General features: G+C 66.0%; 13 protein-coding genes. 7 read left to right on the top strand and 6 right to left on the bottom strand.

Annotation, left to right across the window (positions count from 1 at the left end; all coding sequences use genetic code 11):
* Positions 1-27: 27 nt before the first annotated feature.
* A complete protein-coding gene (locus F2P44_RS18045; RefSeq protein ID WP_167088487.1) occupies positions 28-918 on the bottom strand; it encodes an MBL fold metallo-hydrolase in 891 nt (296 codons plus the stop codon).
* 245 nt (positions 919-1,163) lie between these two features.
* On the opposite strand from F2P44_RS18045, the gene F2P44_RS18040 reads away from it, so the two are divergent.
* The 4 genes from F2P44_RS18040 (at position 1,164) to F2P44_RS18025 (ending at position 10,684) form a co-directional block, all read left to right on the top strand.
* A complete protein-coding gene (locus F2P44_RS18040; RefSeq protein WP_167088435.1) occupies positions 1,164-3,428 on the top strand; it encodes a CHASE2 domain-containing protein in 2,265 nt (754 codons plus the stop codon).
* Between the two features lie 221 nt (positions 3,429-3,649).
* On the top strand, positions 3,650-5,233 hold the full coding sequence (locus F2P44_RS18035; RefSeq protein ID WP_167088434.1) for a ShlB/FhaC/HecB family hemolysin secretion/activation protein: 1,584 nt from the start codon (positions 3,650-3,652) through the stop codon (positions 5,231-5,233).
* An 11-nt stretch (positions 5,234-5,244) separates the two neighbouring features.
* On the top strand, positions 5,245-9,945 hold the full coding sequence (locus F2P44_RS18030) for a two-partner secretion domain-containing protein (protein WP_167088433.1): 4,701 nt from the start codon (positions 5,245-5,247) through the stop codon (positions 9,943-9,945).
* A complete protein-coding gene (locus F2P44_RS18025) occupies positions 9,914-10,684 on the top strand; it encodes a FecR family protein (protein WP_370662712.1) in 771 nt (256 codons plus the stop codon). Before F2P44_RS18030 ends, F2P44_RS18025 begins: the two co-directional genes overlap by 32 nt.
* 83 nt (positions 10,685-10,767) lie before the next feature.
* Here F2P44_RS18025 and F2P44_RS18020 read toward each other — a convergent pair whose 3' ends face one another.
* From F2P44_RS18020 to F2P44_RS18010, 3 genes are all read right to left on the bottom strand, one after another.
* Positions 10,768-12,558, bottom strand: coding sequence for a PhoH family protein (locus tag F2P44_RS18020; RefSeq protein ID WP_167088432.1), 1,791 nt, complete (start codon positions 12,556-12,558; stop codon positions 10,768-10,770).
* A 249-nt stretch (positions 12,559-12,807) separates the two neighbouring features.
* Complete coding sequence (locus tag F2P44_RS18015; RefSeq protein WP_167088431.1) at positions 12,808-13,278, bottom strand: peroxiredoxin; 471 nt, start codon at positions 13,276-13,278, stop codon at positions 12,808-12,810.
* 230 nt (positions 13,279-13,508) lie between these two features.
* A complete protein-coding gene (locus F2P44_RS18010; protein WP_167088430.1) occupies positions 13,509-13,889 on the bottom strand; it encodes an Mth938-like domain-containing protein in 381 nt (126 codons plus the stop codon).
* Positions 13,890-14,117: 228 nt separating this feature from the next.
* Here F2P44_RS18010 and F2P44_RS18005 point away from each other — a divergent pair, with 228 nt between their 5' ends.
* Positions 14,118-15,347, top strand: a complete 1,230-nt coding sequence (locus F2P44_RS18005) for a pyridoxal phosphate-dependent aminotransferase (RefSeq protein ID WP_167088429.1) — start codon at positions 14,118-14,120, stop codon at positions 15,345-15,347.
* A 21-nt stretch (positions 15,348-15,368) separates the two neighbouring features.
* Positions 15,369-16,691 (top strand): homoserine dehydrogenase, encoded by a 1,323-nt coding sequence (locus tag F2P44_RS18000; RefSeq protein ID WP_167088428.1) that lies wholly within the window; start codon positions 15,369-15,371, stop codon positions 16,689-16,691.
* Positions 16,692-16,735: 44 nt separating this feature from the next.
* Here the strand turns inward: F2P44_RS18000 and F2P44_RS17995 are convergent, their stop codons facing one another.
* Together F2P44_RS17995 and F2P44_RS17990 are read right to left on the bottom strand one after the other, a co-directional pair.
* On the bottom strand, positions 16,736-19,234 hold the full coding sequence (locus tag F2P44_RS17995; RefSeq protein ID WP_167088427.1) for a glycoside hydrolase family 9 protein: 2,499 nt from the start codon (positions 19,232-19,234) through the stop codon (positions 16,736-16,738).
* A 63-nt stretch (positions 19,235-19,297) separates the two neighbouring features.
* Entirely contained in the window at positions 19,298-19,888 is a 591-nt protein-coding gene (locus tag F2P44_RS17990) for a response regulator (RefSeq protein ID WP_167088426.1), read from the bottom strand.
* 115 nt (positions 19,889-20,003) lie between these two features.
* Between F2P44_RS17990 and F2P44_RS17985 the strand changes: the two genes are divergently transcribed.
* Positions 20,004-23,186 carry an AfsR/SARP family transcriptional regulator gene (locus tag F2P44_RS17985; RefSeq protein ID WP_167088425.1) on the top strand — a complete coding sequence of 1,061 codons (3,183 nt, stop codon included), beginning with the start codon at positions 20,004-20,006 and terminating at the stop codon, positions 23,184-23,186.
* Positions 23,187-23,331 lie beyond the last annotated feature (145 nt).

The raw sequence follows: 23,331 nt of genomic DNA, 5'->3' as shown, positions 1-23,331 counted from the left end.
TTTTCGCTTTCGACAGGAGAGCCAGGTTCAGTTCAATGCGACTTCCAGGCCTTCGTAGGCCAGCACCACGCGCAGGCCGGCGGGCAGCGGCCCGTGGCGCAAGAGCGCGTCGGCGAAGACGGCTTCGAGTTCGTCGTCGCCCCGGGTCGGTTCATGGTGGGTACAGTACAGGGTACGCGCCCCGACCCGCACCGCGGCTTCCAGCGCGGCGTCGAAGGTGCCGTGCCCCCAGCCGCGCTTGGACGGGTATTCGTCGCGCGTGTACGAGCAATCGTAGATGAGCGCGTCGACGCCCTGCATGGCGCGGTCGATGTCGCGCTGGCGCTGTTCCATCTCCAGCTGGTAGGGCGCATGGCGCGCGTCGTCCTGCGCATACAGGTTGTAGAAGGGTTCATGGTCGCCGGTGAAAAACAGCGACTTGCCGTTGCAGCTGATGCGGTAGCCCAGATTGGTCACCGGATGGTTCATGAGCACGTTGCCGACCAGCGCGTCGCCGACCGCGACGGCCACGCCGACTTCGAGCGTGCGGTATTCGATGGTGGCCGCCATCTGCGCTTCGCCGACGGGAAAATAGCTGTTCTGGAGCTGCACGCCCATGATGTGTTCGATGCCCTGGCCGGTGGCCTCGTCGCGCGCCCCGTGCAGGCACACCCGGCTGGTGGGAATGAACAGCGGCGTGAAGAAGGGCAGGCCGTGGATATGGTCCCAGTGGCTGTGGGTGATGAAAATGTTCGCGTTCACCGGCAAGCGCGTGAGCAAGTCCTGGGCCAGCGCGAAAATGCCGGTGCCGCCATCGAGGATGATCAGGGTGCCGTCGTCGGTGCCGACTTCGATGCAGGTGGTGTTGCCGCCATAGCGGGCGGTGCGCGGTCCCGGCGAAGGAATCGAGCCGCGCACGCCCCAGAAGCGCAATTTCATGTTGTCACTCTCATGGCCGAAATCGTCGATGTTGCAATTACGGTCGATCATAGCGGTTTTGCCTGCGCATGGCTGCACAATTTATCTGCGGAATCGGACGCGCCCGCTTTCGTGCCCTTTTGCCCACGCTTTTCGTGCGGCGGTGTACAGGGCTGGCGGGGGGCGCTACACTCGAATTACCGCCAAGTAATGGTTCGGCGGCATCCTGAGATGGGCGGGTAGATCTTCATGCAAGCTTCTTACCGATGACAAAACGTGCGCGCATGCTGCGCAAGTACGGTCCGCGCTGGCTGCTCGGGCTGGCCCTGACCGTGGCGGCGGCGCTGTCCACGCTGGGCTTTTTTCACAGCGATTCGATCGAGCGCATGGACGGTTTCGTGGCCGGCCTGCGCATGCGCATCGAGGCGCCCGTGCTCGATGCGCGCGTGGTGATCGTCGATATCGATGAAAAAAGCCTGGCCGCGATCGGGCGCTTTCCGTGGAGCCGCGATATCCAGGCCAACCTGGTGACGCAGCTCACGCGCCACTATGGGGCGGGCGCGGTCGGTTTCGACATTTCCTTTCCCGAGCCGGATACCTCGTCCGGCTACGCCGTGCTCGAACGCCTGGCCAACGATGAACTGGCCGGGGTGGCGGGCTTGAAGGCGCAGCTGGCCGGCCTGAAAGCCGGCATGGATTACGACGGCTTGCTGGCCGAGGCCCTGCGCGGCCAGAACGTGGTCCTCGGCTACAACGTATCGGACAAGCTGCGCAAGGGCGTGCTGCCGGCCCCCGCGTTCACCCTGGAGAGCCTGAACGGGCGCGAGCTGCTGGCCTACACCTCGGACGGTTACGAGGCCAATATCGCGCGCCTGCAGCAGGCCGCCGCCGGCGCCGGCATCTTTACTGCCTCGACCGATGCCGATGGCGTGATCCGCTCCTCCATCCTGCTGCAGCGCATCGGCGACGCCTACTATCCCTCGCTGTCGCTGGCCACGGCGGCCGTGTACCTCAAGGCGCGCGCCATCGCGCCGTATTTCGACACCACCGTGGAGCAACTGTCGGATGCCCAAAAGGATAGCGGCAGCGCCGCCTTCATCTCGCTGTTCCTGGCGCGCGGCCAGCTGCGCATTCCGGTGGGCGAGGGACTGACCACCTATATACAGTTTCGCGGGCGCGGCGGGCCGGGTGGCGGCGCGTTCCGCTACGTGTCGGCGGCCGACGTGCTCACCGGCGCGGTGCCGCCCGCGCAGTTAAAGGGCGCGCTGGTGCTGGTCGGCTCCACCGCACCCGGCATCAACGACCTGCGCGTCACGCCCGTCAACCCCGAATACCCGGGCGTGGAGGTGCACGCCAACCTGCTCAAGTCGATCCTCGACAACGACTTCAAGGCGCGTCCGTCCGAGGCCTACCTGTTCGAGTGCCTGCAAGTGCTGCTCTTCGGCCTGGCGCTGGCGCTGGTGCCGGCGCTGCTGACGCCCCTGCGTGCGGTGCTGCTGACGGCGGCGGCGCTGGCGGCGGCCATCGGCATCAATTTCTACCTGTATTATGAATCCGACATGGTGCTCAACGCCGCCGTGCTGGTGCTGCTGATCCTGGCGCTGTTCGTGCTCAATCTCGGCTTCGGCTACTTTGTCGAGGTGCGCAAGAGCCAGGCGCTGGTGTCGCGCTTTCGCGAGTACGTCGCGCCCGAACTGGTGGCCGAGATGGCCGAAAATCCCGAGCAGTACACCATGGATGGCGAAAGCCGCGAACTGACCGTGCTGTTCATCGACGTGCGCGGCTTTACCACCATCTCGGAGCAGCTCACGCCCAAGGTCCTGCGCGAATATATCAATCTGTACCTGACCGCCATGTCGGAAGATATCCGCGACAGCCACTGCGGCACGCTCGATAAATACATCGGCGACGCCGTCATGGCCTTCTGGGGCGCGCCGGTGGCCTTTGCCGACCATGCCCGGCGCGCGGTGGCCACGGCGCTCCTGATGCAGGCCGGCGCCGGGCGCCTCGACCTCGCGTTCCAGGCGCGCGGCTGGCCGCCCCTGAAGGTGGGGATCGGCATCAACAGCGGCTTGATGCACGTGGGCGACATGGGGTCGAAAATCCGCCGCGCCTATACAGTGATGGGCGACGCCGTCAACCTCGGCGCGCGCCTGGAAGGCATCACCAAGGTGTACGGCGTGGGCATCGCGGCGGGCGAGGCGAGCCGCCACGCCGCGCCGCAATTCGCCTGGCGCGAACTGGACCTGGTGCGGGTCAAGGGCAAGCACGAACCGGTCGCCATCTTCGAGCCGCTCGGGCCGGCAGGCTCGCTGGACGACGCGGGCAGCGCGCGCCTGGCCACCTGGCACAGCGCACTGGCGCTGGTGCGCGCGCAGCAGTGGGACGCCGCCGAGGTCATCCTCAACCAGCTTCTTGCTGACGAGCCTGCTTGCATCCTGTACCGGCTTTACCTCGACCGCATCGGCTTTTACCGCGCCAAGCCGCCGGCCCCGGGCTGGGATGGTGTTACCACTTTCGACACGAAATAGCGCGCCGCATGTGATCGGTTTGGCTCGCATTTGTCATTCTCTCAACGTCTGTTGACTCCGCCATACAACGCTTCGCAGAAATCCGCCGGATCTGGCGTGAATTTCTCACCCGCGCGAGACAGCGCGATTACACTCGACAGACAAGTGCAAGCCGCGTTGCCACTGCTTTTTTCCGGGGTTGAACCTATGCCAACGATAAAAACACACCGTAGAGCTCATTCATGAACCGACCTTTTTCTCGTCTCGCCGCCGGCGCCTTGCTGGCTGCCGCCGTGGGCGCGGCCTGGGGGAGTGAACCCGCCGCGACCGATCCTATCCGCTTCGATATCAGCCGCTTCGAGGTGGCCGGCAATACCTTGCTCGCCGCCGCCGAGATCGATGCCGCGCTGCAACCGTTCGCCGGCAGCGGGCGCGATTTCGGCGATGTCCAGCGCGCGCTCGAAGCGCTCGAAGCGCTGTACCACGCGCGCGGCTACCAGCTTGTCACGGTCCGCCTGCCGGAGCAGGAACTCAATCGCGGCGTGGTGCGGCTGGACGTGGTGCAAACCAAAATCGGCCGCATCCTGGTCAGCGGCAACAAGGTGGTCGACCAAGCCAACGTGCGGCGCGCCCTGCCGGCCCTGCGGCCGGGCCAGACGCCCAAGCTGGACCGCGTGTCGGCCAATCTGCGCATGGCCAACGACAATCCGGCCCGCAAGATCAGCCTGAACTTGCAGAACGGCAACGCGGACGATGAACTCGATGCCCGCCTGGCGGTGGTGGACGACAAGCCGTGGAGCGCCATGCTCAACCTCGACAATAGCGGCACCGGGCAAACCGGCAAGACCCACGCCGGCGTGGTGCTTCAGCACGCCAACCTGTGGGGACGCGACCACGTAGGCAGCGTGCAGTACACCACCACGGTCGAGGAACCGGGCAAGGTCAGCGTGTACGGCGCGGGCTACCACATGCCGTTCTACGAGCTGGGCGATTCGCTCGACCTGTACGCCAGCTATTCGGACATCGACTCGGGCGCGGTCACGGCCGGCATCTTCAACCTGGCCGTCAGCGGCAAGGGCACGGTGGCCGGGCTGCGCTACAACCAGACCCTGGCGCGGCGCGGCAGCCTCGATCCGCGCCTGGTGTACGGCGTGGACCACAAGGCGTACAAGAACAGCGTGCTGCTCGCGGGCCAGAATTTTGGCAACGACATCACCGTCCATCCGCTCAGCGTGACCTATCTGGCCAGCACGCCGCTGGCCGGCGGGGAAGTCAATTTCTCGGTCGGACTGGTGCGCAATGTGCCGGGCGGCAGCCGTGGCGGCAGCGCCGATTTCGCGCGCACCCGTTCCGGCGCCAAGGCGGGCTACACCGTGGCGCGCTTTGCAGCCGGCTTGAACCGCGCTTTCGGCGCCGACTGGCAACTGCGCGCGCTGCTTAACGGCCAGCTCACGGGCGACGCGCTGGTTCCGGGCGAGCAGTTCGGCGCCGGCGGCGCGTCCTCGGTGCGCGGGTTTGACGAGCGCGCCGTGTCCACCGATTCGGGCTTGCTGGCCAACCTGGAAGTCTACAGCCCCAACTTCTGCGCCGCGCGCCAGCGCTGGCAGTGCCGGGTGCTGGGCTTTGTCGACGCCGCCCATGGCCGCCGCAATGAGGCGCTGCCGGGCGAAGCGGCGCGCGCCACGGTGTCCAGCGTCGGCCTGGGCTGGCGTTTTTCGATGGGCAATTCGCTCAATATGCAGATCGATTACGGCCACGTGCTGCGCCGCGATGCCGGCGTGAGCGACAAGAACAAAGTACATGTGCGCGTAGGCCTGGCCTACTAAAGGTGAACCAAATGATGATCCAGAACCCTCTTCCGCGCTTGTTGAAGCGTCCTTGTCTGGCCTTGTCGCTGCCGCTGCTGCTGGCCTTCGGCGGCGTTCCCGCGTCCCACGCCGCGCCAGGCTCGCCGCAGGTGGTCGCCGGCCAGGCGACCTTCGGGCAGCAGGGTAATGTCTTTTCGATTACCAATACGCCCAACACGATCATCAACTGGCAGAGCTTTTCAGTGGCGGCCGGCGACATCACGCGCTTTATCCAGCAAGATGCCAATAGCGCCGTGCTCAACCGCATCACCGGGCAGGACCCCAGCCGCATCCTCGGCGCGCTGCAATCGAACGGCCAGGTATTCCTGATCAATCCGAACGGCATCCTGTTCGGGCGCGACGCGCGCATCGATGTGGGCGGCCTGGCCGCCTCGACCCTGAATCTCTCGAATGCCGACTTCCTGGCCGGTAAGCGCAACTTCAACGGAACGCCGGCGGCCGGCGCCATCGTCAACCAGGGCGCGATCACCACGCCCGGCGGCGGCAAGGTATTCCTGATCGCGCCGAATGTCGAGAACAGCGGCATCATCACCTCGCCGCAGGGCGAGGTGGTACTGGCGGCCGGCCACAGCGTGCAACTGGTCGATTCCAGCAATCCCGACCTGCATGTGGTGGTATCAAGCCCGGCCAGCGCCGCGCTCAACCTGGGGCAGGTGATCGCCCAAGGCGGCAAGATCGGCATCTACGGCGCGCTCGTCAGGCAGCGCGGACTGGTCAGCGCCAACAGCGCCCAGATCGGCGCCAACGGCAAGATCGTGTTCAAGGCGAGCGCCGATGCGCTGCTGGAAGCGGGCAGCGTCACCAGCGCCACCGGGGCCGGCAAAGGCGGCGAGATCAGCGTGCAGGGCGAGCGGGTCGGCCTGACCGGCGACGCCCGCATCGATGCCAGCGGCGCGGCCGGCGGCGGCAGCGTGCTGGTCGGCGGCGGCTACCAGGGCAAGAACGCACTGGTGCGCAATGCGCAGCAGACGGTGATGGGCAAGGCGGCCTCGATCCGGGCCGACGCCACCGGCAGCGGCGACGGCGGCACCGTGGTGCTGTGGTCGGATGGGGCCACGCGCGCCTTCGGCAGCATTTCGGCTGCGGGCGGCAAGGGCGGCCGGGTGGAAACCTCGGGCCACTACCTGGACGTGAACGGCATCCGCGTCAAGACCGGCGTGCACGGCACCTGGCTGCTCGACCCGTACGACGTGACCATCGGCGCCAATGGCAGCACCGACCTGCTCGACACGGTCGATGAATTTGTCGATACCCCGGCCGACACGATGACCTTGATCGATTCGGCCATGCTCAACTCGGCAGCGCCCGCGACCGATATCACGATCCAGGCCCGCCACGATGTGCTGATCAACGGCGCCATCACGCGGCCAGGCACCACGACGGGCAAACTGTCTGTCGAAGCGGGCAATCACATTGCCGTCGATGCCGGCATCACGACTTCGGGCGGGGCGCTGACCTTGAGCGCCAATGTCGCGCCGTACGCGAGCGGCACCGGCACCGTGGCCATCAATGGTGCGCTCAGCACTGGCGGCGGCAACCTGTTGCTCAGCGGCCAGAATGTCAGGATTGGCAACACTGGCGGCGCCGTGGTCAACGTCGGCGATGGTTTCATGACCGTCACTGCGGTCGATACCTTCCAGCTCGCGGCGAACGGGAGCGTGCAGGGCGGCGGCGATATCGCCATCGTGGCCGACAATGTCACCATGCCCGGCGGCATGATCGGGCCGGCGCTGGCGCAGCGTCCAACGGTGAGCATCAGCCCGTACACCGCCAGCCGCGACATCGCCATCGCCAGCGGCGCGCCGATGAACGGCGTGCTGCAACTGTCGCCATTCGACCTGAATCCGATTCATTCGCAGGAACTGACCATCGGCGGCGCCGGATACGGCGGCAAGATCGGCGTCTACGCGGCGCTGGGCGGCCAGTTCACCCCGGCCGAAACGCGCTTGCTGCGCCTGAGCACCAGCGGCAACATCGACCTCAACGCGCCCATCACCCTGTTACCCGGCACCGGCAGCAAGCTGGCGCTGGAACGCTTCGGCGCCGGGGCCGGGCTGATCAACACCGCTTCCAGCGCCACCCTCGGCGCCGACCATGTGCTGCTGGCGTCGGATAACATCAACATCGGTGCCAACATCACCGGCACCGGCAGCAACGGCGGCCTGGTGGTGCTCAGCCCGGGCAATCCCACTACCAATATTCACCTCGGCAACAACGCGCTCGATGCGAGCGCGCGCCTGGGGCTGAACACAAGCGAGCTGAACAAGATCTTCGCGCGCCAGCTGACCATCGGCGGCGAACTGGCGCAGACCGGCGCGGTCGACATCAATGGCGCGCTCGACCTGTCGACCAGCCTGGCACCGACCAGCAAGCTGGCGATCAAGGCCGGCGACGGCGCCATCAACCTGCTCGATCCGATCATCACGCCGGGCGCCTTGGTGCTGTCCGGTAAGAGCGTCAGCAACAGCGCCACGGCGCCGGCGCGCGCCGCGGCGATCGGGATCCAGACCCGGCAGCAGGCCGGCTCCGCGTCGACGCCGTTTTACACCCAGACGGCCTTCCTGACGGCCAATAACGCCATCGAGAGCAGCACCGGGCCGATCAATATCAGCAATACCGGCACGCTCAACCTCGGCAGCGTCACCCAGAACGGCGCCAACAACATGGGCGCGATCATGATCGCCAACAAGGGCGGCATGACCGTGCTCAAGGACGAACCAGTATCGACCAGTCCGGTCATCATCAGCAGCCTCGGCGGCCCGATCAAACTCTCGACCGAGAGCCCGCTGACCATCAATGGCAGCGTGGCCTCGAATGGCGGCGCGATCGGCTTGCAAGCCGGTAATGGCGGCATGCTGACCATCGGCACCAGCGGTAGCGTGGCCTCCGGCGCAGGCAATATTTCGATGGTGGCCGGCGCGATCGTCAACGATGGCAGCGTCAGCGCCACGTCCGGCAATATTTCGGTGAGCGCCGCCTCGCTCAGCGGCACCGGCACCATTGCCAGCACCAGCGGCGCGGTGTCGGGTGTGCCGGGGAAAGTGCCGACGCTCGACGCTTGCATCGCCACCCCCACCCTGGCCGGCTGCAGCACGGTGCTGGCCGACGCGGTGAGCGCCTGTAGCGCCAATCCAACGCTGTCCTACTGCGCCGCCGTGCTGCCCAGCGTCGACGCCTGTACCGCCAATCCGGCCATGCCCGGCTGCAGCGTGGTGTTGCCGACCCTGAGCCAGTGCGTGGCGACGCCCACGGCCCCCGGTTGCAGCGTGGTGCTGCCATCGCTCAGCGCTTGCATCGCCACCCCCGCTGCGACCGGTTGCAGCGTGGTGCTGCCCTCGCTCAAGGTATGTATCGCCACGCCAACTGCCGCCGGTTGCAGCGTGGTGCTGCCGACCCTGGCCGTGTGCACCAGCGCGCCATCGACCCCGGGCTGCAGCGTGGTGCTGCCGACCCTGGCCCAGTGCGTCGTCAATCCGACCCAGCCCGGCTGCGCGCAAGTGCTGCCGAGTTTGACTACCTGTATCGCCGCGCCCGCCACCAACGGCTGCACGGCGGTGCTGCCGACCCTCGCCGCCTGCCTGGCGACACCCTCGCGCGCCGGTTGCGTGGCGGTCTTGCCGACCCTGGCCGCCTGCGTCGCCAGCCCGACCCAGGCCGGCTGCAGCGTGGTGCTGCCATCGCTGGCGGCGTGCAGCGCCAGTCCCGGCCTGCCCGGCTGCTCGGTGGTGCTGCCGAGCGTGGCCCAGTGCGTGGCCGCGCCGACCCAGGTCGGGTGCGCGGCGGTGCTGCCGACCCTGGCCCAATGCATTTCCGCGACCAGCCTGCCCGGTTGCAGCGTGGTGCTGCCGTCGCTGTCGCGCTGCGTGGCCAATCCGGCCACCCCGGGCTGCGCGGTGGTGCTGCCCTCGCTGAGCCAGTGCGTGGCCAATCCGGGCGCCAGCGGCTGCCCGGTGGTGCTGCCGACCCTGGCACAGTGCGCAACAAATCCGGCCGTGCCGGGTTGTAACGTGGTGTTGCCGACCCTGAACCAGTGCGTCGGCAATGCCGGCTTGCCGGGTTGTGGCGCAGTCTTGCCGAGCTTGCAGAGCTGCGTCGCCAATCCGGGCGCGCCCGGTTGTTCGGTGGTGTTGCCGACCCTGGCGCAATGCACGGTCACGCCATCGCTGGCGGCCTGCAACGTGGTCTTGCCGACCGTGGCGCAGTGCGCGGCGGCGCCTGGCCTGGCCGGTTGCGTGGCGGTCTTGCCGCCGCTTGCGCAGTGCGTCGCCACGCCATCGGCGCCCGGCTGCGCGCTGGTGCTGCCGGGCCTGGGCCAGTGCGTGGCCACCCCGGCCGCAGCCGGTTGCAGCGTGGTGCTGCCGACCCTGGCCCAATGCGTGGGCAGTCCCGGCCTGCAAGGCTGCAGCGTGGTGCTGCCGCCGGTGAACAGCTGCGTGGACAATCCGGCGCTGGCCGGATGCACGGTGGTGGCGCCGCCGCAGCAGCTCGCCGACGGCGTGGTCAAGGAAGTCATCGTCAATACGATTAACGTCATCAACAGCGTGACGCCGTCCGCCGACAGCAAGGCGCCGGAAAAGACAGGCAGCAAGGAAGCCGGCGCCAAAATCGCCGATACGAGCACGATTAAAGGAGACGCGAGTGAACTGCGCAAAAAGACGTATTGCAACTAAGGCGCTCGCGGGTGTCTGGCTGGCGACCTCCTTTGGACTGGCGTGGGCGGCGCAGGTGGCCGGTACCATCGTCAACCTGAGCGGTCCGCTGATGGTCAAGAAGGCCGATGGCAGCGTCAAGGTGCTGGGCTTGAAGTCGGAAGTGGAGCAGGGCGATACCCTGGTGTCCGAAAAGAACACCTACGCCCAGATCCGCTTCATCGACAACAGCGAAATCACCTTGCAGCCGGGGACCACGTTCAAGGTGGAAGCCTTCGCTTACGAGGCCGGCAAGCCGGACGCCGACAGCGCCAGCTTCAGCCTGATCAAGGGCGGGCTGCGCTCGCTGACCGGCTTGCTGGGCAAGCGCAACAAGGAAAAGTTTTCGCTCAAGACGCCCAGCGCCACCATCGGCATTCGCGGCACCACCTTCACTGCGCAGTATGTGCCGGCAAGCACGGTTGGCATGACTGCGTCGGGCGCGCCATCGGCAGTGCGCATGCCGGCGGGGCTGCCCCCTGGTTTGTATGTGTCGGTGATCGATGGGGCGATTTCGATGTCGAATACCGGCGGCAGCATGAATTTTTCGGCCGGGCAGTTTGGCTATACCGCCAGTCCGCTCAAGCCGCCGGTCATGATGCCCGTCAATCCGGGCATCAAGTTCACGCCGCCGCCGACGTTCAGCACGCAATTGGCGCCGGGTGCGCAAAACGCCAGCGTGCCGGGCAAGGCGGCAGCGGTCGATTGCGAAGTGAGGTAGCGCGCGCCAAAAGAAAACGGCCCCTGTCCAGATGACTGGACAGGGGCCGTTTTGAAGGGTGCGGCTGGTCGGAACGCGGCGTGTTACAGCACTTCGCTCGCGTGGTCGGCCAGGCGCGAACGTTCGCCGCGCGCCAGGGTCACGTGGCCGCTGTGCGACCAGCCCTTGAAGCGGTCCACCACGTAGGTCAGGCCGCTCGAACCTTCGGTCAGGTAAGGCGTGTCGATCTGCGCGATATTGCCGAGGCACAGAATCTTGGTGCCGGGACCGGCGCGCGTGACCAGGGTCTTGATCTGTTTCGGCGTCAGGTTCTGCGCTTCATCGATGATCAGGAACTTGTTCACGAAGGTGCGGCCGCGCATGAAGTTGAGCGACTTGATCTTGATGCGCGAGCGGATCAGGTCTTGCGTTGCCGCGCGACCCCACTCGCCGCCATCCGAATCGGACTTGTTGAGCACTTCGAGGTTGTCGTCAAAGGCGCCCATCCACGGCCCCATCTTCTCTTCCTCGGTACCCGGCAGGAAGCCGATGTCTTCGCCCACCGGCACCGTGACGCGGGTGACGATGATTTCGTTGTACAGCTTGGTTTCGAGTACCTGCGCCAGGCCGGCCGCCAGGGCCAGCAAGGTCTTGCCGGTACCGGCCTGGCCGAGCAGGGTGACGAAGTCGCATTCCGGATTCATCAGCAGGTTCAGCGCAAAGTTCTGCTCGCGGTTGCGCGCGGTGACGCCCCACACGTTGTTCTTGTTGTGGCTGAAGTCGCGCAAGGTCTGGATCACGGCGGTCTTGCCATTGAGCTGCTTGACCTGGCCGTAGAACGGCGCTTCGCCATTCTTCGGTTCCAGGTAGACGAACTGGTTCACCAGCAAGGTCAGCATGGTCGGGCCGGTGACGCGGTAGAAGGTCGAGGAGACGCCGTTCTTGTTCTCCTGCCAGGATTCCATGTCCTTGCCGTTCTTGTTCCAGAAGTCGTCCGGCAACTGCACGATGCCCGAGTACAGCAGGTCGCTGTCTTCCAGCACGTGGTCGTTGAAGTAGTCTTCGGCGGGCAAGCCCAGCGCGCGCGCCTTGATGCGCATGTTGATGTCTTTCGACACCAGCACGATGGCGCGGCCCGGCTGCTCCGCTTCCAGGTTGCGCACCACGCCCAGGATCTGGTTGTCGGCTTTGCCGACTGGCAGGCCTTCCGGCAGGGTTGGGCCGTTTTGCAGGCGCGTCTGGAAGAACAGGCGGCCTTTGGCATCCTTGTTGCCCAGCTTGGCCAGCGGAATGCCGTTTTCGATGGCGCCATCGTCGATGCTGCCGACCAGCGCGTCGAGCGTGCGCGAGACCTGGCGTGCATTGCGCGCCACTTCGGACATGCCCTTCTTGTGGTCGTCGAGCTCTTCCAGGGTCATCATCGGCAGGTAGACATCGTGCTCTTCGAAGCGGAACAGCGACGATGGGTCGTGCATCAGCACGTTGGTGTCGAGCACGAACATCTTGGTCTTGCCAGTCTGGTCGGCATTGCGGCTGGTGGACGACTTGACCGTCATCTCGACCGCCTTGTGCTTGGCCGGGTGCGGCGCTTCCAGGTCGAGCGGCTGCTTTTCCTTGCCGCGGCTGGCTGGTTTGGCGACCGGGGTTTCCATCACCAGCGGCGAGGAAACCAGTGGCGCCGGCGGCGGAGCGACCAGGGCGGCTTGCTTGGCCGGTGCCTTGGCGCGCGTGGTTTTCGCAGGCGCCTTGGCAACCGGCTCGGCGGCGATCTCGGCGACCGCGCTCAGTTTCGGCTTGGCGGCCTGCACGGCGGCGGGCTTGCTGCGGTCGGCTTTTGGATAGTCTTCGGCCAGCAGCAGGGTGGCTGGCTTGGTGGGGATTTTTGGCAGTGGCATCAGGGTCTCAATCTAAAAAGGTGCAGGAGGATAGCCCGGAGGCGTCGGCGCAGGCGGCGCTGGTGGCGGCGGGCTCGATGCGGCTGTGCGAACTAAGGGGGTGGTGGTCGGGCCCGGCATAGTGGCCGGGCCGGCAGGCCGCCAGATTGGGATGATGCGGAAAACGGCAGGTGTGACTCAAAATGTCTGGTGTAATCGGGTTCTGCTGCGGGTTGATCGACAGGGTTCCCTGGATGCGAGCCGTCCTTGTCAAGCTTGGCTCTTGATAAATTCAAGCACGTCCTCGGCGTGATTAGGGACTTTCACGCCTCTCCATTCTTTCATTAATTTACCATCAGCGTCAATTACAAACGTGCTGCGTTCGATGCCGCGCACTTGCTTACCGTACATATTCTTCATTTTCATCACACCGAACTGGAGGCACACGGCTTCCTCGGGGTCGGAAATGAGCTCGAACGGCAGGCCGAGCTTGGATTTGAAGCCATCGTGCGAGCGCAGCGAATCGCGGCTGATGCCGTAGATTTCGGCAGCGGCTTGCTGGAACTGCGCGTGCAGCTCGCGGAAAGCGATGCTTTCGGTGGTGCAGCCGGGCGTATTGTCTTTTGGGTAAAAGTACAGCACGGTGTAACGGGCAGGGCGGCCGGACAGCTGGAACGGCTTGTCGCCCGTCATGACGGCGGAGAAATCGGTATAAGGTGCTGCAGTTTGGCTATCAGCCACAGGTTCTCTCCTGAAGGTGAGTCAGCGCTGATTTTATACCCCGCAGCGCAACAGGGGAGGGGGAAACGTGTTTGGGCGGACAATATATGGGGGCGGGGTGTCCGATTGCAAGAACTGATCAATCATCGCCGCTGCCGCTAGCCTGCGATTCGTCGTTCCTGGCACTGCCAGAAACGACTTCCCGCCTTGGCGCGGGAACGACGGAGTGGGCGGTAGCGGTCTTGCGAATGCTATCGTGCCGCGCCCAGAATCAGCGCCAGCGTCACCTTGCGCCCCTCGCCCATCAAAATGTTATAGGTCCGGCAGGCCGCCTTGTTATCCATGCACTCGCAGCCAATGCGCCGCTCCAGCAGCGCGGCGATCAGCTTCGGATGCACGAAGCGCTGGCGCGCGCCGGTGCCGAGAATGACCACGTCCGGCTTGTCCTGTTCGATTTTCTCGAAATGTTCGGCCGTGAGCGCCTCGAAATCGGGAACGTCCCAGGCGCGCGGCGGCGTCTCGGGCATCACCAGCAGGCTGTAATCGAAGCGCTGGGCGTTGATTTCGACCCCGGTTTGGTCGTAACCGGTCACGGTCTGGTATTGTTGGGTGGTGCTGGAATGGAGCTTCATGGCATGGGCACTGAAAAGGTGATGCAGGGCACTTGGGCGCTGCGCGTGGCGTTAGCATGCCACAAAGTCCAGTAAACCGCGAATTTTCACGAAACATACGCCAAAGCGACACCATTTCACGGGTTTTTGCCCACTTTGCCGCCAACCTCAGGTTGATTAAATCGCCTCCTTTCGGCAGAATGGGTATTTTTCGCACTGCAACAAAGCGCCACTGAACAGGGAAATATTTTGCGACCGATTCTGAAATCGAACAAACTCGACGACGTCTGCTACGAAATCCGCGGCCCCGCGCTGGAGAAATCCAAGCAGATGGAGGAAGAAGGCCACAAGATCATCAAGCTCAACATCGGCAACCTGGCCGTGTTCGGTTTCGACCCGCCTGACGAGATCGTGCAAGACATGATCCTCAATATGCACGGCGCCGCCGGCTACACCGACTCGAAAGGCATGTTCGCGCCGCGCAAGGCGGTCATGCACTATACGCAGAGCAAGCACATCAGCGGCGTGACCATCGAAGACATTTACCTTGGCAATGGCGCGTCGGAACTGATCGTCATGGCCATGAACGGCTTGCTCAATAACGGCGACGAAGTGCTGGTCCCGGCCCCGGATTACCCGCTGTGGACCGCGGCCGTGAGCCTGTCGGGCGGGAACCCGGTGCACTATATCTGCGACGAGCAGGCCGGCTGGTTCCCCGACATCGACGACATGCGCCGCAAGATCACCAGCAACACCAAGGCGATCGTGGTGATCAACCCGAACAACCCGACCGGCGCGCTGTATCCGCGCGAAATCCTGCTGGAGATCATCGAGCTGGCACGCCAGCACCAGCTGATCATCCTGGCCGACGAAATCTACGACAAGGTCCTGTACGACGGCGAGCAGCACGACTCGATCGCCGCGCTGGCCGACGATGTGCTGTTCATCACCCTGAACGGGCTGTCGAAAAACTACCGTTCCTGCGGCTACCGCGCCGGCTGGATGGTGGTGTCGGGCGAAAAACGCCACGCCAAGGATTACATCGATGGTCTCAACATGCTGGCATCGATGCGCCTGTGCGCCAACGCGCCGGGCCAGTTCGCGATCCAGACCGCGCTGGGCGGCTACCAGAGCATCAACGACCTGGTAGGTCCCGGCGGACGCCTGCTGCGCCAGCGCGACATGGCGCACAAACTCTTAACCGATATTCCGGGCGTGACCTGCGTAAAGCCAAAAGCTGCGCTGTACATGTTCCCGCGCCTCGACCCCGTGATGTACCCGATCGCGGATGATCAGCAGTTTGCCTACGACCTGCTGGCCGAAGAAAAAGTCCTGGTGGTCCAGGGAACGGGCTTCAACTGGATCGCGCCGGATCACTTCCGTCTCGTATTCCTGCCCAATTCCGACGACCTGACCGACGCTTGCGGCCGCATTGCGCGCTTCCTTGACGGCTACCGACGCCGCCACGGGCGCGGCTGATACCTCTTCCAGATAAAGACTATGAAACCCATCAAAATCGGCCTGATCGGCCTCGGCGTAGTTGGTGCCGGCACCTTTAACGTCCTCAAACGCAACCAGGAAGAAATCCGGCGCCGCGCCGGCCGCGGCATCGAGATTGCGATGGTCGCGGTGCGCAATCTGGAGCGCGCGCGCGGCATCGTCGGCACCGACTGCGAGGTGGTGAACGACCCTGAACTGGTGGTCAACCATCCCGACATCGACATCGTGGTCGAACTGGTTGGCGGCTCCGGCATCGCCAAGAGCCTGGTGCTCAAGGCGATCAACAACGGCAAGCATGTGGTCACCGCCAACAAGGCGCTGCTGGCGCTGCACGGCAACGAGATTTTTGCGGCGGCCCAGGCCAAGGGCGTGATGGTGGCGTTCGAGGCGGCGGTCGCCGGCGGCATCCCGATCATCAAGGCGCTGCGCGAAGGCCTCACCGCAAACCGCATCGAATCGGTGGCCGGCATCATCAACGGCACCACCAACTTCATCTTGTCCGAGATGCGCGACAAAGGGCTGGACTTCGCCACCGTGCTGAAACAGGCGCAGGAACTGGGCTACGCCGAAGCCGATCCGACCTTCGACATCGAAGGCGTGGATGCCGCGCACAAGGCGACCATCATCGCGTCGATCGCGTTCGGCATTCCGGTGCAGTTCGACAAGGCGCACGTGGAAGGCATCAGCAGCCTGCAGGCGGTCGATATCCGCTACGCCGAGCAGCTGGGCTACCGTATCAAGCTGCTGGGCATCACCAAGCGCACCCTGGTCGACGGCGTGGAAGGCATCGAACTGCGCGTGCATCCGACCCTGATTCCCGCCAAGCGCCTGATCGCCAACGTGGAAGGAGCGATGAACGCGGTGCTGGTGCAGGCCGACGCGGTTGGCGCCACGCTTTACTACGGCAAGGGCGCGGGCGCCGAGCCGACGGCGTCGTCGGTGATCGCCGACCTGGTCGATATCACCCGCCTGGCCACGGCCGATCCGGAATACCGCGTGCCACATCTGGCGTTCCAGCCGAACCAGATGACCAACGTGGCGATCCTGCCGATGTCCGAGATCACCACCAGCTACTACCTGCGGGTGTATGTGAAGGACCAACTCGGTGTGATGGCCGACCTGACGCGTATCCTGGCCGACGCCAAGATTTCGATCGATGCGGTGCTGCAGAAGGAACCGGGCGAAGGCGAAACGCGCACCGACATCATCATGCTGACGCACCAGACGCAGGAAAAGAACATCGATGCGGCGATTGGCAAGATCGAAGCACTCGGTACGGTGGTGGGCAAGGTGGTCAAGATCCGCCTCGAAAACCTGAGTTAGTCCCCTGCCGCCCCCGCGCCGCCCTGGCGCGGGGGCGGCAGGTATTACGGCATCTCGCAAGTCAGCTGCGCCACTTTGGTGGTGCACGCTCCATAGCTGTTCATACCGCTGAACCCATACACGCGCGTGCCCGGCGCAGCCCGTGGCGTGGCAAACCTCGCCTTCCCGTTGACCACATGCTGCTGCGCCCAGTTATCGGTACGCTGCACGCACACGATATTGTTCGCCAGTGCGCTCAACGCCAGCGCGCCCGTTGCCGGTTCGATCACGCAGGCGTTCGGTTTTGTCTGCGCACACGTCGCGCCATCGCATTCGGCCGGCGTGCTGGTCGCCTTCGGGTCCTGGCTGGCGTTGTACAGGAAGCCGTGCATCGCCGCATTCCACACCATGGTCTCCCAGGTACTGAACTCATTGCTGTTAATGAGTGACCAGCCGTCGCCCCAGCGCCGCAGGACTGGCAACCGGTCCCACGACGGATACAGCTTGTTGCTTACCGCCGTCTGATACGCCGCGCCGCTGCGTCCCTCGGCCGGCCCGTACACCACGATCCCCGGCACGTTGCCGATCGCCTTGAGGTGCGGATCGGCGCCGGCGCCATCAGCCAGTCCGTACTTGGTGAAGTACGAATCGAGATGCGCCGGACTTTGCGGCGTGTCCGTTCCCAGCCCGGTCACGAACGAGCGTCCCAAGGGATTGAGCCCCAGCGAGAAGTCGGCATACTGGCTGACCGCATTGATGTAGGCCTGCTTCCTGGCGTCATTCGCCGCAAACAGGGACGCGAACGCGTACACGTCGGCATATTTTCCCTGCGTCGTGGTGGCACCCCATGACAGGAACTTGGTGGCGCCCTGCGGGTAGGCCTGGCTTTCCGGTGCCGGTCCGACGTAGCCGCCGCGATCTGCGAAGTAGACGATGCGGTCCTTGAGCGCCTGCGTCAATGCCGGATCGAGCGCGCGGCCATGCGCCGTCAGGTAGCTGACGAAATGCGCGCTCTGCACCGCGGCGCTGGCATTGCCGGGCAAATACTGCTCGGGCCAGGTGCCATCCCTGACGACGATGGCCTGCGCAGCGTTCTTGAATAGGGTGTGATAGCGTGCCTCGCCGGTGGCCAGGTACAGCTGCAGCGCGGGATACATGAAGCGTGCCTTGGCAGCTCCCGGTGCCGCGGTCTTTTCCAGATATCTCCAGGCGAGCCGGGCGCGTTGCACGAGGGCGTCGGCGCGTGCGGCATCGTGCGGGCGGACCACGCGGGCGGCGTGGGCGAAGATCCCGGCCGACAGCGCCGTGACTTCCTCGCTGACCGCCCAGGTGCCGTAGCGCCCGGGATCGCTGGCCGCGCTGTGCACGCCGTAGGCCGGATGACGGTTCATTTCGGTGCCGGCGCGAACGCCGCCGAACTGCGCATCGTGGGTGTCCATCACCTGCAGGTTTTCCCACGACAGCACCGCCCACAGGGCTTCATCGACGAAATCGGGAATGCCGTTACCGGACTCCGGAATGTTGTATTGGCGGTCGACGAAGTGGGTGGGGAAGGCGTCGAAATACGACAGCATCAGGATCGGAATGATGGTGTGCATCGGGCGGCGGTCAAAATCGCCGGCGTCGTGATGGCCGCCGATCAGCGGCTTCATGAGCGCGTTGTCCGGCACCGAAAGCACCGGCGTCGACACCCACGGCGTGCGTGTATCGGCCACGGTGGCGTGGCACATTTCGCGCGTGTAGCGCGTGTACGGCTGCTTGAGCGCCGTGCCGCAACGCTGGTGATACAGGCCGCGCGCCGAAACATAGGCGATCTTGCGGCTGGCGTCGTCGCCGACCGCGAACGAGCGCGAACGCCCGCAACCGGGCACCGACACGAAGTAAGGGCCGCCCTCGGCCAACTGGTCGAGCCGCAGTCGGTAGACATGCTCGCCGGAGCTGGCGCTGGCGATTGCGGTATCGTCCTTGATGTATTGCGGTTCGCCGCCCGGCACCGTCCTGCCGCTTGGTTCATCGATCACCTCGTAGCGCGACCCGGCGGGCAGCTTGAGCGAGCCGGCGTCGCCCAGGTACGTACCAAAATTGGCGAAGCGCGAGCTGGCCAGCTTGCTGTACCCGGTCTGGTTGACCTTGATCGATTCGCAGTAGGTGACGCGGCTGTCGAAAGCCAGCCGCGTCGCGCCGTACGGCGTGGCGATGGTGTACGGCTGGCCCTGGGCCAGCGGTTTGTCGAGCCGCAGATAGATCTTGTGGCGCACCGTCACCGGGAACAGGTTGGGACTCGTGGTGGCCAGCGCCTTTTGCTCGTCGTACGGTGTCGACATGCGGCTGATCCCCAGCGCCGCCTGGCCGTTGACCGTCCATTTGGACAGGGCCAGGTCGAGTACATCGGGCCTGGTGGCCGTGCCGCCGGCTTCGTTGGTGGTGGCGGTTTGCAGTTCGACCACGATCACCTGCGGCGCTGCCGCGTGCACGCCGACGATGGCGTCAGCTGCCTGCGCGATGGACGCCCCCAGGACAGACGCGCCAATGCCGGCCGCGATTTGCAAAGTAATGGTATTCATCGGTCTCCTCTTGTTGTCGGCGCATTCTAGGCCGCTGGGAATTACCGATCGATTACCGATATGTCATGTGGGCAGCGTGGCCCGCGCCTGCGCTTCCAGCGCGGCCAGGCTTGCGCGCGCCGCCAGGGCCTGCTCGCGCAGTGCCGTCGCCGCTGCCGGAAGGACCGGCGACGCGTCTTGCAGCGTGCGGTGATACGCGTCCAGCAGGCGGCGATGCTCGAAAGTGGCCACCGCGCACCGCACCGCCAGCAGGAATCCGCTGGCGTCGAATGGCTTGGCGATGAAGCGATAAATTTGGCCGGCATTGACCGCATCGACGATAGCATCGAGGTCGAGGTAAGCCGTCACCAGGATGCGCAGGGTATCGGGCAGCATGACCGAGGTGCGCTCGAACAGCTGCACGCCGCTCATGCGCGGCATGCGGTGATCGCTGACGATGCACGCCAGTTCCTGCGACGGCGGCAGCGCGCCGATCAGACGCAGGGCTTCCTGGCCGTCGCGTGCTTCGACCAAATGAAAGTGCGGGCGCAGGATTGCCGCCATGACCGACACGTTGGCGTCCATGTCATCGACCAGCATGACGGTGTGGCGCGGGTCCGACAAAGCGTGCTGCCGATCGAGCAGGGCCAGGTTTTCTGTTTTGAAAATTGCCATGGTTTTGAGAGAATGGAGATCCGCTCCGGCCCCCGGGCGGTAAGGAAAACTACGGCGATGGCGCTGTGAGCTCGTGTATTGTATACGCCTTCGGGCCCTGAACGACAGAGAGACCATGGCTACACGCGCAATCAGAACACGCACTCCCCCACGGCCGCACGCTGTCCAGGCCTACGCCAAGCTGACGCTTCCCCGCCTGTTCGAGCCGCTCCAGCGTACGCGCCTGTTCGCGCTGATCGACCGCTTGCGCGGCCGCCATGCGGTGCTGTGGATCTCTTCTCCTCCCGGCGCCGGCAAGACCACGCTGGCCGCCAGCTATGCGCATCAGTGCGGGGCGCCTGTACTGTGGTGCCAGCTCGATCAGGGCGATGCCGATCCGGCCACGCTGTCGTTCTTCCTTGCCGAGGCGCTGCGCACCCTCGACGGCGCCTTGCCCTGGCACGCGCCGCAGGTGGCCGGCGACGCGGCCCAACACGCGCGCCTGTTCTTCCGCCAGTTGTATGCCCACCTGCCGCAAGGCGCCCTGGTGGTGTTTGATAACGCGCACGACGTCGACTGGGATAGCGCCGGCAACCTGCTCGAAGCGGCATGCGCGGAAGTGCCGGCCGGGGTGACGCTGGTGGCCGTGAGCCGCGAAGCGCTGCCGCCGTGCCTCGCGCGCATGGAGCTGGACGGGCGACTGGGCACGCTCGGTTGGGACGCGCTGCGCCTCGACCCGTCCGAAGTGCGTGCGCTGGCGCAGGCCGGCGACCCGGCCGATCCCGAGGTGACCGAATGGCTCGACCAGGTCGATGGCTGGGCGGCGGGCGTGGCGCTGCTGCGCAGCGTCCGTGGCCAGCCGCGCACCGGCCTGGCGGAGGGGCGCGAAGCGCTGTTCCGCTATTTCGCCGGCGAGATCGTCGGACGCCTGCCCGCCCAATCCCGGCACCTGTTGCTGATGCTGGCCTGTTGGCCGGCCATGTCCGGTGCGGACGCGCAGGCGCTCACGGGCGACCCCGGCGCGCCGCTGCTGCTTGAACGCCTGTACCGGCGCCGCCTGTTCGTCGAACGGCGCGGCGACAGCTACGCGTTCCACGGCTTGTTCGGCGCATTTTTGCGCCAGCAGGCGCGCGAACTGCTCGATCCCGCGCAGCGCCTGGCGCTGGCCGCGCAGGCCGCCGCCATCGCCGACGCGCACGGCCGCACCGACGAAGCGGCAGGCCTGTATATCGAGGCGCAGGCGCATCAGGGACTGGCCGGCTTCCTGCTGCGCCGCGCCGCTGGCATGCTCGCCAGCGGCCGTGGCCAGACGTGGCGCCTCTGGATGAGCTGCCTGCCGGCGGACATGGCCGATGCGCAGCCCTGGCTCGCTTACTGGCACGGCGTGTCGCTGGCCGATGCGCAGCCGCTGCACGCGCGCCGCATCCTGGTGCGCGCCGAACGCGCTTTCGACCAGGCCGGCGACCTGGCGGCGCGCCTGCATGCGGTGACCGCCATCATCGACACCTACGACGCCGAATGGGCCGATTTCAGCGCCTTGCCGCGCTGGCTGGCGGTGCTGGCCGATGGCGTGCGCACGCTCGACCTGGCGGCGCTCGATCCCGCGCTCGATCTGCGGCTGCATTCGCGCATGGCCAGCGCGCTGCTGTACGTGGCGCCGCAATCGCCCTTGCTGGCCGCCTGCGTGCAGCGCGCGCGGCTGGCGCTCGACCAGGTCGACGATCCGCTCGCGCGGCTGGAGGCGGGCGCCTGCCTGCTGCGCTACTTCGACTGGATGGACAACGCCGGCCGCGCCAACGTGCTGGTGGCGCAGCTTGGCGCGTGCGCCGACGATGCCGCCGTCGGCGCAGCGCACCGCGTGCGCTGGTACAGCCGCGTGGCGCGCTGGTACAACAAGGAGGGCGACTTGGGGCAGGCGCAGCGCCTGACGGGCGTGGCCCGCAGCATCGTCATCGACGCCGGCCTCGATCCTTTGCTGTTCCAGTCGCTCGAAGTGCATCACCTGCTCGGTACCGGCGCGGTGGATGCGGCGCGCGGCCTGCTCGACCAGATGCGCGCGGCGCTGCCGGCGTCGCGCACCTTGCAAATGATCGACCTCAATGCCCTCGACGCGCAGTGCCTGGCACTGGCGGGCGACCTGGCCGGCGCGCTGCACGCCGCACAGGAGACGCTGCGCCTGGCGCTCGACGCCGGCGTGCCGGCGCGCGAGCGGGCCCGCTTCGACGCCTTCCTCGGTGCCTGCCATGCGTGGGCCGGTGCGTACCCGCAAGCGCTGGAGTGCTATGGCCGGGCGGTGGCTGGCGCGTACGGCGTGCAAGCGGTGCTGCTGGGCGAAGAACGCGACTTCATCGACGCCTGCACCAGCGCGGCGGGTGGCGATGGCGCGCGCGCGGCTGCGCTGATGGACGCGGCGATGGCGAGCCACCGGCGGCGCCAGGCCAACGCCCTGTTTGCGGCGGTGCCGGTGCTGGCCGCGCGGGTGGCGGCGCTGGCGCTGGAAAACGGCATCGACGCGGCCCATGTCGGCGCCATCGTCATGCGCCAGCGGCTGGCCGCGCCGAACCGCTGCGTGCAGGGCTGGCCATGGCCGGTCGCGGTACGCACGCTCGGCAAATTCGAACTGACCTTGCACGGGGCGGCGGTGGTCGCCACCGGCAAGGCGCAGCAGCGGCCACTGGCTTTGCTCAGAAGCCTGGCGGCGGCGGGCGAGGGCGGCAAGGCCCAGGCGGCGCTGGTCGCGCAGCTGTGGGGCAGCACCGACGTCGCCAAGTCGGCGTTGAACGTGACGGTGCACCGCCTGCGCAAGCTGCTGCTGAGCGACGAGGCGGTGGTCGTTTCCGGCGGCAGGACGCACCTGGCCGAAGCGCGCGTCTGGACCGACGTGAGCGCGCTGGCCGACCTGTGCGTGGCCATTGCCGGCCTGCCGGCGCAGGCCGCGGTGGAGGAAGTCGGGCGCTGCAGCGCGGCGCTGCTCGATCTGTATCGCGGCCCGTTTTGCGACGGCGCCGAAGACACATGGATACTGCCGGTGCGCGAGCGCGCGCGTAACCTGTTCCTCGCCGCGGTCGGCCAGCTCGGGCGGCTGCTCGAAGCGATGCAGGAATGGGGCTGCGCGCTGAGCCTGTACCAGCGCGCGCTGGCGGCCGAGCCGCTGTCGGAAGCGAACTACCGCGGCTGGATGCGCTGCGCCCATGCGCAGGATGGCGCGGCGGCCGCCTTCGGCGCCTACCGGCGCTGCCGCGACACCCTCTCGATCGTGCTTGGCGTATCGCCTTCGTACGAGACCGAAAAGCTGGCCGTCGCACTCGGCCTCCGGTAAAGATAACTGTGCGTCGTCGATCTTTCTTAACCGGGGTCTGAGCTCTGATTAGAAATGTTTCCTGCAGTCGATGCTTCTGCACTCTGGTGTGGGTGCTGATTCGAAATGTTTCTAATCAGAGGTCAGACCCCGGTTAAAAAACGTT

The sequence above is a fragment of the Massilia frigida genome, assembly GCF_011682175.1.
Classification (GTDB): domain Bacteria; phylum Pseudomonadota; class Gammaproteobacteria; order Burkholderiales; family Burkholderiaceae_D; genus Telluria_A; species Telluria_A frigida.
The sequence above is the reverse complement of the archived record's forward strand: the minus strand, read 5'-3'. Positions and strand labels throughout refer to the sequence as shown.